8 protein-coding genes are annotated in these 12,590 nt (G+C 56.7%); 5 read left to right on the forward strand and 3 right to left on the reverse strand.

The features are described from left to right. Positions 1-219: 219 nt before the first annotated feature. The 3 genes from J3U88_RS20215 (at position 220) to J3U88_RS20225 (ending at position 7,433) form a co-directional block, all read left to right on the forward strand. Positions 220-2,433 (forward strand): chemotaxis protein CheA, encoded by a 2,214-nt coding sequence (locus J3U88_RS20215; protein WP_207860764.1) that lies wholly within the window; start codon positions 220-222, stop codon positions 2,431-2,433. Between the two features lie 67 nt (positions 2,434-2,500). Further along, on the forward strand, positions 2,501-5,497 hold the full coding sequence (locus J3U88_RS20220) for a tetratricopeptide repeat protein (RefSeq protein ID WP_207860765.1): 2,997 nt from the start codon (positions 2,501-2,503) through the stop codon (positions 5,495-5,497). 205 nt (positions 5,498-5,702) lie between these two features. Beyond that, positions 5,703-7,433 carry an outer membrane protein assembly factor BamB family protein gene (locus tag J3U88_RS20225; protein ID WP_207860766.1) on the forward strand — a complete coding sequence of 577 codons (1,731 nt, stop codon included), beginning with the start codon at positions 5,703-5,705 and terminating at the stop codon, positions 7,431-7,433. Between the two features lie 510 nt (positions 7,434-7,943). Here J3U88_RS20225 and J3U88_RS20230 read toward each other — a convergent pair. Then, positions 7,944-8,303 carry a hypothetical protein gene (locus J3U88_RS20230; protein ID WP_207860767.1) on the reverse strand — a complete coding sequence of 120 codons (360 nt, stop codon included), beginning with the start codon at positions 8,301-8,303 and terminating at the stop codon, positions 7,944-7,946. A 502-nt stretch (positions 8,304-8,805) separates the two neighbouring features. On the opposite strand from J3U88_RS20230, the gene J3U88_RS20235 reads away from it, so the two are divergent. After that, complete coding sequence (locus J3U88_RS20235; protein WP_207860768.1) at positions 8,806-9,408, forward strand: hypothetical protein; 603 nt, start codon at positions 8,806-8,808, stop codon at positions 9,406-9,408. On the opposite strand, the gene J3U88_RS20240 is transcribed toward J3U88_RS20235, so the two are convergent. Then, on the reverse strand, positions 9,401-10,033 hold the full coding sequence (locus J3U88_RS20240; RefSeq protein ID WP_207860769.1) for a hypothetical protein: 633 nt from the start codon (positions 10,031-10,033) through the stop codon (positions 9,401-9,403). The genes J3U88_RS20235 and J3U88_RS20240 overlap by 8 nt on opposite strands. A gap of 293 nt (positions 10,034-10,326) precedes the next feature. Between J3U88_RS20240 and J3U88_RS20245 the strand changes: the two genes are divergently transcribed. Beyond that, entirely contained in the window at positions 10,327-11,310 is a 984-nt protein-coding gene (locus tag J3U88_RS20245) for a DUF4388 domain-containing protein (RefSeq protein ID WP_207860771.1), read from the forward strand. 27 nt (positions 11,311-11,337) lie between these two features. Here J3U88_RS20245 and chrA read toward each other — a convergent pair whose 3' ends face one another. Continuing rightward, positions 11,338-12,540: a chromate efflux transporter gene (gene chrA / locus J3U88_RS20250; RefSeq protein ID WP_207860773.1), complete on the reverse strand. Its 1,203-nt coding sequence runs from the start codon at positions 12,538-12,540 to the stop codon at positions 11,338-11,340. Between the last annotated feature and the right edge of the window lie 50 nt (positions 12,541-12,590).

A 12,590-nucleotide genomic window follows, 5' to 3' on the forward strand; every position in this document is an offset into this window, starting at 1 on the left:
ACGGGACGCCCCCCCCGGGGCGGGACAAACCATCGCCTTCAACACGCCGTTCTATGGTTCCACCCGCTTTCGCCTGCGATTGCCGAATGGAACAACAACCAGCAATCAAATCCCCTGAGGCGGAAGGAATGTCCCCTATGTAATTATTTGTTTGACCATCACTTAAGGGCTTTGTAGGATGGTGAAGATATCCCCCAATATTCAAACCCTGGAACCAGCATGCAGGACGACTCACTGATCCACGATTTCCTCAGTGAGGCCGATGAGATCCTTGATCGGCTTGACCTCGTTTTAATTGAAATGGAAGATCTTTTTAATGAAAACGGTCACGAGGATGAAACCATGGAACGCATCCACGGTTTGTTCCGCGGCGTTCACACCATTAAAGGGGTTGCAGGCTCTTTGGGTTTTAATCAATTTGTCGTCGTCACCCATGAGGGCGAAGCCCTGCTCGACGCGCTGCGCAAAGACAAGATCGCCCTGTCCAGTTCACATATCGTTTTGTTTTTTGATTTGGCCAAACTGCTGCGAACCATGTTGACCACCTTAAAAGATACCGGCGAGGACGGAGGCCACGAGGAAGAAATCCAGGCGATGGCCCTCACGCTCCACAAGGCGCTCAGCGGGCCGCCGCAAGCACCGGCGAACCCAACCGAGGGCCCCCCTGCTGAAGCCTTCACCTTTGTGCCGACTGGAGAAGCCAAACTCTCGGAGATCCCAACCCACGCCGAGGCGCTGATCCAAATCTTGCAAAACACGCGGGAGGGTGTCGAAAACGAGAAGCAGTGGGAGAAGTTGCAACAGCTCGCCCTACAACTCGACCACCACGCGAGTAAATCGCCCTCACCCGAGATCCGTCTGTTGGTGCACCGCCTCGCCCAAGCAGCCAAAAAAGTGGGTCGGCTCAATCACGAGGCAAGTCAAAACATGGTGGGCATCATGTTTCGGGCGTTGCAATCGCTGTTGGAAACCGTGCGTTGTACCAAACCCACGGAATCTCACTATGAAATGCTCGCCCGCCAAGAATCACTGCTATCCCGGTTGATCAACCGCGGCGAAGCGGCCGGGGAAAACGTGTTCCTCGGCAAGATTCTGGTGGAGGACGGCTTCATTTCCCAAGCCACCCTGGATCAGGCTTTGAGCAAACAGGGCCAACCCTTGGGTCGCATTTTGATGGACATGAAGGCCCTGAGCGAAACAGACCTGCGCAAAGCACTGAAGGTACAGCGCAACCGCAAAAAACAGGGTGATGCAAGCACGGGCGACACCCGCCAAAATGAACGCCAGGTCCGGGTCCACGTGGAAAAGCTGGAGCGTTTGGGTAACTTGGTGGGTGAGTTGGTGATTTCGGAAAATGCGCTGATCCACCATCCCAGCCTAAAAAGCAGCGATGCCGAGGATTTACGCCGCGCCACCATTCAAATGTCTCAACTCATTCGCGAGTTACAAGAAATTTCGATGAGCCTGCGCATGGTTCCGGTGCTGGCAACCTTCCAAAAACTCAAGTTGGTGGCGCGGGAAACGTCACGCCAACTGAACAAAAAGGTCAATGTCGTCTTGGGCGGCACCGATGTGGAACTGGACCGCACCATTTTGGACCACCTCTACCAACCCTTGGTCCACATGGTGCGCAACGCGGTGGATCACGGCATTGAAACACCGGCCAAACGCACGGAAAACGGGAAACCAGAGGTCGGCACCTTTACCATTTCGGCCCATCAATCCGGCGGCGAAATCCACATTTTGCTGGAGGACGACGGCGGTGGCATCAACCCGGAAATCATCCTCAACAAAGCCAAGGAAACCGGGGTCCTACCGGAACCGGCGCCAACCCGTCCCGGCGATATATTTGCGCTCATCTTCCGGCCGGGTTTCTCGACCTCGGAAAAGGTCACCAATATTTCGGGGCGCGGGGTCGGCATGGATGTGGTGCACCGCGCCATCACGGGGCTCAACGGCAATGTCGACATCGAAAGCGAGTTAGGCCGCTTTTCGCGTTTCCGGATCCGCATCCCGCTGACCCTGTCCATTATTGAGGGGATGTTGGTCCGCGTGGGTGATTTGCACCTGACGATTCCCATCCCGGCGGTTCGCGAAACCATGGTGTGCAAAAAAGACCAGTTCGTTCCCGACATCGACCGCAACACCATGTTGCTCATTCGCGGTGAGTTGGTGCCCACCATCCCACTGGGCACCTTGTTTGGGGTTAAAGACGAAGCCGCCTGTTATGAATCGGGCCTGGTGATCGTGGTGTATTCCTCCCACGGCTGCCGTGGTTTGCTGGTTGATCGGGTCATCGGCCAACAACAAACCGTGATCAAAAGCGTGCCGACGTATCTTGGTAAACTGCCGTGGGTTTCCGGCTTTAGTGTATTGAGCACCGGCGCCATCTCGCAGGTACTCGACTCTGAACGTATCATTTCTGAATACTAAACAATTTGCACACCTTTTCAATCTGTCCGCTATATAATTGATTCATACATAAACAGGAAATTTTTTAATGACACTGCTTCATTTATTCGTTTCTATTTTGGTATGCTTTCAGCCCGGCGGCGATACCCTCCAAAACGAACCCCATTTTCGCCAAGAAATCACAGGTGACCTGGGTAACATCGAATCTTGGATCCTTCATCCCAATAGCGATTTCACCGAGGCCCAACGCCAAACGGCCCGTGACACCCTACCCCTGGCAAAAAACGCGGTGGCCCATAACCGCCTTTGTTTTGCCGCCGATCACATCACCACCTTACGCAAAGCACTGGCAGTGCCGAGAACGGAAGCACCAGCAGGTGACCTGACGGTCACGAGGACGATAACGCGGATCGACGCCGTTTTGAGCCAAAGCTGTTTGTTTAGCGAACTTGAGGCCTTGGACAAACGGCTCAAAAGAGTGGAGACGCTTATCAACGGCAAAGACCCAACCAGCGCTCGCCTGCTCATGAGTTCCATCTCATTGGAACGCATCCCCAAAGATCACCCGCTGCACCAACAACACCAGGCGTTTGATAAAGCCCTTGCCGATCAAGCAGCCGACAGCCAAACCAAGGCGTGGTTTTCAAAACTCGGAACCTGGCTGGAAGTGTTGCTCATCCTCGTGCTGTTACCCTTCGTTTTACAAGGCTTACCCTGGATTCCCCGCATCATTTCCTGGTTGTTGGGCAAATATTGGCGCAACCGACTGAACATTCGCATCGCCGACTTAACCGTGGACACCAAAAACGCCGCCGCGCGTTCCTCCGAATTAGCCCAAGTCTTCAACCACGAAATCGGAAAATTCAACAAACAGTTTTCCGGTCAAACCAATACCGAAATCGTGGACATTGACTTCTCCAGCAAGCTTAACTTTCGCATTCCCAAGAGTTCGCAGCCCATTCAGTTGCCCAACGAATTGGTGGCCTCGCCGATCACCATCGGATCGGTTACCCTTTCCAACAGTTTGATCAACTTTTTGATGCGAACCTTCGTGGTTCAACCCGCCGGCGATACTTTAGAAGGGGTGATTTTTAAAGTCGAAAACAACTATGTCTTTGACTTGTCGCTCCACCTCAACCCTTCCCTGCTCACCAAAAAGGACCCGCCGCGGCTTTCCGGTCGCGGCCCCGATCTCAACCGCGTGATTCAGGAAGTCGCCGCCAAGTACATCATTCATCAAAGCGCTCGCAAGCAAACGCTTTGGTTAACCGATAACTGGAAAAGCCTGCATGATTACCTGGAGGGCGAAACCCTGCTGTGGGCGCCCGCCGGCAACGACTTGGAAAAGGCGCGAAGATGCTTGGAGCGCGCCGTGGGTCACGATCCAGCCAACTGGATGGCACGCTACCGGCTGGCGTTGCAACTGGGCACCATGGGCAACCACGAGGGCGGCAACATTCAGTTTCGCTACTTGGAAATGTTTTTTTTCGAAGGTCGCAACACACCGATGCAATCCCGCTTGGAAGCCTTTATCAGCGCAGAACCTTTTTTCCCATTTCAGGTCCGCTACAACCGACTCATTCTCATGGCCCAAAGCCGATCACGGGCGGTCCGCAACCAATCACTGGTACTCGCGATTGGTATGTACCTGTATGTGCGGATGGCCAAATTATGGCTGGAAGGTACAACCGCCAAACCGGGCGACGGCGGCTGCCGTTGCCCGCTCACCACCAGCTGTGATGCTTCCTTGCAAAAAGCTTTGGTGGAAGATCTCGACCAAGTGGTGCCGGGCTTTAACAGTGAGGACCTGACCTTCACCTGCAAGAAACCCCTTGATGAGGTGATCAAACCTTGGCTAAGCGCGGTACGTATCCAAGCAGCAACGCTTTTTATTGACGAACGCCCCGACCAAACACAAACCTTGGTGCGCCACTCGGACAGTCCCGACCTCCAAATCGGCGGTCTCCATTACGCCAACCCGGAAGAGGTGGGGTTCAACATTGACGGTGCACTCGAGACACTTGAGTTATTCAAACAAACACAGAGCCATTTGCAAGCGGTAAAATCCGGCGACAGCAAAAACGCCCCAAAACAAGGTCGCGATCACGCGCGCGTCAATCTAGAAAAGGTCCTTTTGCTGAGCTTGAGTTTGGTCTGCCATGTCAAGCTCCATTTACTGGAAGCCTTTCGCGATGATGTTCAAAAAGCCACCGAACTCGATCCCGCGCAAGCCAAGGTCGCGCTCAAGTTGGCCAATTCCATCGCCGCCCACGAATGCCGCATCTTCACGCGGAAGGGCATCAACCTGGAAAGCAATTGCAGTTACGCACAAGCCCATTCGATTGCCCAATACAGCACCGCCCGCGCCTGTTACCTCATCCACGAAATACGTGATCAACTCAAAAAGGCGGCCGACGGTTACGATCTCCACGCCTACCAGTTTTTCAACTACGCGCTCTATACCCACCCGCCAGGCGACCGCGTCCATCTTTTCACCGATTTCGCCGGCCTGATCATGAAGGTGAAAACAAAACACGACCTCGACTGGACCCTGGAAGCCAAAAGGCTGCTAAACGAAGCCCTGAAGATCGATCAAAAAAATCAAAAAAGCCATTTCCTCATGGGCACGCTTTACCAGCAGCATCCGCGCGGTCACAACGACGACAAAGCCACCTACCATTTTGAAAAAAGCGGCAACGGGCCTTGGTCTCATTTTAATCTCGCCCGCATTCATTATCAGAACCAAGACTACGAGAAAGCGCTCGAGGAACTGGACCATTCTTTTTACCAACACGAACCCAAGGCAAATTGGTGGGATATGCGGCAAATGCTTTACGGCCAGACCGTGGTCAAGCTGATTGAACGCGGCACGGTTACGGACATGGCGGACCCACGCGTCCAACGCATGATCGCGTACCTGACCCAATTCACGGAAAACCATCCCGATCTGTTCGACCTTGTCAGCCGCGCCAAAACCTTAACCTACAAGCACGCCGCTCAACCCTTGGCCGTCCATCAACAAGCCGAGGCCTTATTCGACAGCTTGGAAGCCCTTGCACAAAAAACAACCGACAAGGCCGGCTAACCCGCGCTTATTTTGAAAACCTCGAGTGCCGGATCCCGCCTTTTTCAGAAAAGATGCCAACTGACTAAACAAAGCGAGCACCAGCGCCGTTGAAACGAGGCACAAGATCGTCCGTCTCGCCAAGCAAGCCCGCAACCGTCCCGGCATGGGCGCATATCGGCCGATTGATTCATCTTCCATCACTTTCCCCAACGAGGAGCAGTTCATGTCTCAGGATTCTTCCGCCCCACCCTTACGCCTTTGGCCGGGTCTGGTTATCATTGCCCTGCAATGGTTCATTCGTTACGGCATCGTTCACATCAACACTGAATGGACCCAATTTGCGGTTTTGGGCGGTCTGTTGGGCGGCGTCCTTTTGGCTGTTTGGTGGGTTTTCTTTAGCCGCGCGAGCAAACTCGAACGGTTCATCGCGGTGCCCCTGCTGATCCTGATGATGATCGCCACCCGTCCCGTCCTCGATCCCTCCGTCGCCACCGGCATGATGGGCCTGATGTTTTTTATTTTTTCCATCCCCTTAACCTGCCTTTTGTTTGTGCTTTATGTCAGCGTGGCACGCAACGCACCACCCAAAATGCGCCTGGCCGGCATGGTCGCGACCTTCCTCGTCTCATGTGGTGTTTGGACAATGGTGCGCACCGACGGAATCGACGGCAGCGCCCGCTCGGATTTTTCCTGGCGCTGGCAAGCCACGGCCGAACAACAAATGATGGCCGAAATGCAGAACGCCACCCAACAGACAGCCGACCTGACAACCGCCGAAGCAGCCGAATGGCCGGGTTTCCGCGGCCCCGAGGGCCGTTCCTCCGTGCCCGGTTCGAAGTTGGCAACCGATTGGACGGCGGCCCCGCCAAAACAACGGTGGCGACAACCCATCGGCCCCGGTTGGTCCTCCTTTGCCGTAAGCGGCGATTATTTTTTCACCCAGGAGCAACGCGAGGAGGAAGAAGTCGTCGCCTGTTACCGGCTTGCCGACGGCGAACAAGTCTGGCATCACGGCGACAAAACCCGCTTTTGGGAATCAAACGCGGGCGCCGGTCCCCGCTCCACCCCGACCCTCGCGGGTGAATTTGTCTACAGCCAAGGTGCCACCGGTCGCCTCAACAAACTGGCTGCCCGCGACGGCGCGCTCATTTGGTCGCGAGACATCGCGGTGGACAGTGGTGTGGAACCTCCCGGCTGGGGCTTTTCGGCCTCCCCCTTGGTTCGCGAAGACATGGTGATCACCGCCGCGGCCGGTACGGTCGTCGCCTACAACCCGGCGGACGGGTCTAAGCTGTGGCAAAGCGAAAAAGACGGCAACGGCTACCATTCGCCACAATGGGTTCATCTGGACGGGGTGCCGCAAATCCTAACCCTCAACGGGTACGGCGTGGTCGCCGTTTCGCCCTCCAACGGGGAAACGCTGTGGCGCTTTGAATTGCCGGGACTGGGCATCATTCAACCTATGGTCTTGAGCGAAAATGAATTGTTGGTTTCCGGCGGTTCCAGCCAACCCATGTTCCGCATCAAGGTAACGCGGGACAACAGCGGATGGCAGGTCACCACCGTTTGGGAATCACGCGGCCTGAAACCTTATTTCAACGACATCGTGCGTCACGGCGATCACGTCTACGGATTTGACGGGCACATCATGTCGGCCATCAACCTGAACGACGGCAAACGCGCCTGGAAAGGCGGCCGTTACGGCCACGGCCAATGTTTGTTGCTGCCGGACCAAGACCTGCTGCTGGTGCTCTCGGAAAAAGGCGAACTGGCCCTGGTTTCGGCAACACCGGCGCGTTTTCAGGAAGTCGCCCGCGTGCCCGCAATCACCGGCAAAACCTGGAACCATCCCGTCTTAATCGGCAACCTGGTCCTGGTCCGCAACGCCGAGGAAGCGGCGGTTTATGAACTGGCCCAAACCTCGGGCAAGGCGGCCGAGGCCGATCCTTTCTAGGGCGAAGCACAACGATTCCGCGGTCACGATGCCTCACCAAACCCAATGTGACCGCATTAAAAACCGGTGGCCTGTTTTCAAAACGGCCCACCGGTTTTTTTCTAGCCCGCATCACTCACCCGTGTTGGTCGCGAGCGTGTCAAAAGGTTTGGCAGCCCAAAGCTTGTGACCAAAACCAGGCATAGGGGGCCGACAGATCGGGGTCCGACCTTTCGGGGTCCGACCATTCGGGGTCCGACCTTTCGGGGTCCGACCATTCGGGGTCCGACCATTCGGGGTCCGACCATTCGGGGTCCGACCTTTCGGGGTCCGACCATTCGGGGTCCGACCATTCGGGGTCCGACCTTTCGGGGTCCGACCATTCGGGGTCCGACCATTCGGGGTCCGACCTTTCGGGGTCCGACCATTCGGCGAAGCAGCGCACCGTCTGTCACGCCGGTCGGTCGTAACCTTCGTACGCACAACGGTTACAACTTCACGCGACGGGCCCTTGTGAGCATGGCGCACTATTTATTTGAAGTCCAAGGTGGTTTCAAAGTCACGCAATTCGTGGCGGGCCATGGCCAGATTGGCTTTCTCGCGGTTAAGCGCCAAGTAGAGGAACATCGAGTCGTTGCGCTCCAAGGGACGAATCAAGTGGTATTGCTTCTTGAGCGTAATCAGCAAATCTTCGATGGCATCGTCCAAACGTAAGGAACGAATGGTTTTACGTTTCGATTGCACCACCTGCGTATTGCCCGCGGCCGCGATTTCCAAATTCAGGTTGCCCCCTCCGTGGGTGCCGAGCACCATACCGCTCGAACTATCCACCAGAGCGGCACCGACAAATCCATCGATCTCGTTGAGTTTCTCTAAACTAACTTTAGCCATAACGTATCTCCTAAAATGGGCCGCCTTCATCATGCGCCGTGCAGGCAGCGCACGAGGGTCCCTTCGGCGGTTAGCACCCAACGGCGGCGATATCATGACGCGTGCCTGTCTGCTGGGCAGGCGCCCGCCATTTTCATGCAAAAGCAGGTTGGCGTCGGACCACGGCACAAGGGCGCCAAGGTCAATCCAACGGTAAGGTTCCAAATCCGAACCCTAAAGATCGTTCGCTGATGGGAAAGAAGCAGCACAACACCAAGCGAACAGCTTCGTTTTTGAAAAAGAATACGCCCACGTTAGAACTTCCCAACTCACTCGTCAACTAATTTATTTCACTCTTACCTATTTTCTTATTTTTTCTTACTTCTTCTAATAACCGTCACGCTTGTTGCACCACACACCCTCGTCCTTTGTGAGCAGCGTCATCGCTTCTCACCAAAAGGCCACGCATGATCGAGTCCATCCCATCCCCATTTTCAAAAAACGCTCTGGAACGGAGGCCGGTTTGATCGATTTTTCCCAACAGCCCGAGCTACGCCTCGCGGCGTTACAGGCTTATCTTGGCTGGGCCCAAACGCCGGTGTTTTTGGCCACCAGGGGCACGGCCGGCTTCCACTGGCATTATTTCAACGCGACCTTTCGCGCCTTAATCGGACTGGACACCCTAGCCCTGCGCGAGCTGGAACCGGCTGATTTGCTCAAGCATTGCAACCCGGAGGAAAGGGTGCGTCGCATTGCCGCGGTGTTGGCCGAGGGCGGAACCTTCAGCGCGCCCTGCAGCCTAGCCGGCCCAGGAAAACCGGTGCGGCGGGGCACTTTGCTTCTGCAGGTGGACGCCCCCGACAACCTGGGCACCCGCGCCGTTTTGGGTTTCTTTCGCGAGGACGCGCCGGTCGGCGACGAAGCCACCGACAACCTGTCGGCTGAATACCAAGGCCGGCTTGAGGCATTGCGGACCCTGCTCGGAACCCTTGCCGATGAACCGCCCCACCCCGACGACCCGGCGGCCGTCGCCCCGACAAAAGATGATGCCTTGGAGCAATGGGTCGAAGCCTTTTCCAGCTACTTGGAGACCGCGGCGGTCGAAACCGACCAGCCGGCTATTTGATTGCGACCCCTTTCCGCATCGAATTCCGAGCTAAACCGCGCGTTTCTAATTGTTCCAATTCAGCAAAGGCCGCGCGCACCGCGGTTTGAATACCCTCGGTACCGCCCCGGCCCCGTGCGCGCTGCTGCACCGCGTATTGCACCGCGCACAGGCGGTTGAACAAATCCGCGTGACGCATGGCGGTTCGATGATCGGCCTGATCCAAAAGGGTTGACGGTACGGGACACCGCGACGGTTCGATCTCGAGGCTTTGGTGGGCCACCACGCAACAGGGTTTCCCGCTGAGATCCGCCAAGGGCGTCAGCCGCGACACAAGGCGCATGGCGGAGGCACCGTCCTGACCCTTTGGTCGCCAATCGGCGTGAACCACCTGCCCCGCCTGCAAAGCAAACAATTTGTCGCACCAAGCCTCGGTCGACCCCGGCCCCAACAGGTCAGGCCAAGCAGCGCCAACCAAATCGGTTACCTCGCGACCCGACCAAGTAACAACGGCTCGGTTGACGTAGCCGATCGCAAGACCAGACGAAAGGGTGAAAATACTCCAAAGATCGGGATGTTCCTCGATCAACCGCAGGTACCGGGGGCCCAACGCTTCATCGAGACTCACGTGACTCACAAATTCCATTCGCTCCGCCTTATGTCGTGTCGCGTGGTAAAAAATCGCGGGGGAAACACCCTCCACAACCCTTGCGCTTGCGACAACTTCCTTTTTAGTATTTTTCATGAAGCCTAAATTAACCCACCCTTCTTCGATAGATGATTTATATCACTTTTCGTTTTTATCAACTCATCGTAATTTTTCTTTCGTATAAGCTTAAACTTCCCTTCCTTTACAAACAAACTCCCAGCCTCCCTTCGGATCACCATCCAAGCGCCCGAGGCGCTTTGACACGGGACCGGGCCGCCAACGAGGTTCTTATGAAATCATGTGTCGCAATTGAGGCCGATGCGCAAATCCGCGCGATCCTGCAGGATCATCTCGAAACCGAAGGTTACCGAGTCCGTACCTTTGGTCATATAGAGGAATTTCTCCAAACAGCCGCGGTCCAACCCGTGGATATCATTTTGACCGGCCTGCTGTTCGACGACCAAGCCTGCTGGTCCCAATTAGAACGCCTGGTCAAGGAGCCGGTGTTGCAATGGGTGCCCGTGGTGGTGGTTTCAGCCTTGCGCGGCAGCCGCTTTCGCACCCGCGCCTATCGCCTCAATGTGCGCGACTACATCGAGAAACCGTTTGATTTCAGCGAATTGTCGGCCAGAATCGCGGCCATTCTCGATACCCCGCGCGCGGAACGGCGCGGTTTGAGCGGGAGCCTGCGCACCTGCCCCTTTACCGAAATCGCCCAAATTGTGCGCGAAAGCCGCAAGTCGGGGGTGCTCCAGGTCTGGCAAGGCGAACGGGGGGGAACGGTCACCTTCGAAGGTGGACAGCTTACCTCGGCGACCTTCGCGGGCAGCAGCGCGGAGACGGCGCTGGAACACATGATCGGTTTGGGTGATGGTGGTTTTGTTTTCGAGACGCGGGCCGAGAACCCGAATAAACCCGACCAGGGCCCGGGCTTGGACTTGCAACGGGTGGTGATGGAGACCGCTTGGCTCGAGGACGAGTGGAACATCCGCCGCCACCAACTGCCCCACCCCGATGCACGCTTACGTCCGCCGGCCGGGGCAACCGACCTACCCGAACCCTGCCAAAACCCAACGACGGAACAAATCCTGGCCTTACTCCGGCGCCGACCGGGCCTCACCTTGGCGGAGATCACCTCGCTCGGGGAAGAAACCCCGTTGCGCCGTCGTTGGGCGGTAACCTTGCTGCTGGAACACGAACTGATTAAGGTGGATCCGCCACCCGGGCGGCATGCGGTTGAGGCGCTGCCCATCACCCAATCGACCGGGGTTTAACCACGGCATACCCTGGGTTTTCGCGGGCTAGACACCCATCGCGGCCCCGATCAACCCGCTCAACACAACCACCAGCCAGGGGGGTGCTTTCCAAAAAGCCAGGGCGACCAGTGCCGCCAGACCTAGCGCGAAATCCTTGGGCTGGAAAATCGCCGCCGTCCAAACGGGATCGTACAAAGCGGCCAGCAGGATACCGACCACCGCGGCGTTAATCCCGGCCAAGGCGGCTTTGGTACTCGCCACCCGGCGCAGCCGTTCCCAAAAAGAAATGGTACCGATGACCAAAAACACCGAGGGTGTGTAGATACCGAAAAGGCACAAGAACCCAAACAGCCAGGGAGAAGCAGTGTCGTTCATGGCCGCACCCAAAAACGCGGAGAAAGAAAACAAGGGGCCGGGCACCGCTTGGGCCGCGCCGTAACCGGCCAAAAAAGCTTCTTTATCCAGCCAGCCGGGCCCCACCACCTCGCTCTGCAGAAGCGGCAAGACCACGTGGCCGCCGCCGAAAACCAGCGAGCCGGAGCGATAAAAGGCGTCAAAAACGGCAAGCGGATGATTGCCGGCGGCCATGCCGACGAGCACGGGGAGACCGAGCAAGCCGACAAAAAACAAAAGCAGCGCGACGGCCCCGGCGCGGTGACCGACAGAAAACGGGAGCGGTTCGTGTTTGCCGTCTTTGGGCGGTTTAATGAGCAGTAACCCGGCCAAACCCGCCACGGCGATCACCAAAATTTGTCCCCACGCGTAGGGGAAAAGCAACACAAAACAGGCGGCGATCATCATGAAGGTCACGCGCATGCGGTCGGTACACAACCGCGTCCCCATGCCCCAAACGGCATTGGCGACAACCGCCACGGCCACCACCTTTAAGCCGTGCAAGGCGCCGGGCGACAGCCAGGATTCGCCCTGGGTAATGCTGAGCGCGAACAGAATCAAACCGATGGCGGAGGGAATGGTAAAACCGATCCAAGCGAGGGCCATCCCCAGGTATCCCCCGCGCAATAAGCCGAGGCTCATGCAAACCTGGCTGCTGGCCGGTCCGGGCAAGAATTGGCAAAGCCCCACGAGATCGGCATAGGCTGATTCGGACAGCCACTTGCGGCGCACCACCAGTTCATCGCGAAAGTAACCGAGGTGGGCGACAGGTCCGCCAAAGGAAGTGAGACCCAGTCGCAGAAAAACAAGAAATTGAACCCAATGTGTTTCCCGAGGCGCGGATGATTGCGGCATGATCCGTCCCTTCTTTATGAATTTTGGCGTCATTCTAACCCAATTCGCGG

The sequence above is a fragment of the Acanthopleuribacter pedis genome, assembly GCF_017377855.1.
Lineage (GTDB): Bacteria > Acidobacteriota > Holophagae > Acanthopleuribacterales > Acanthopleuribacteraceae > Acanthopleuribacter > Acanthopleuribacter pedis.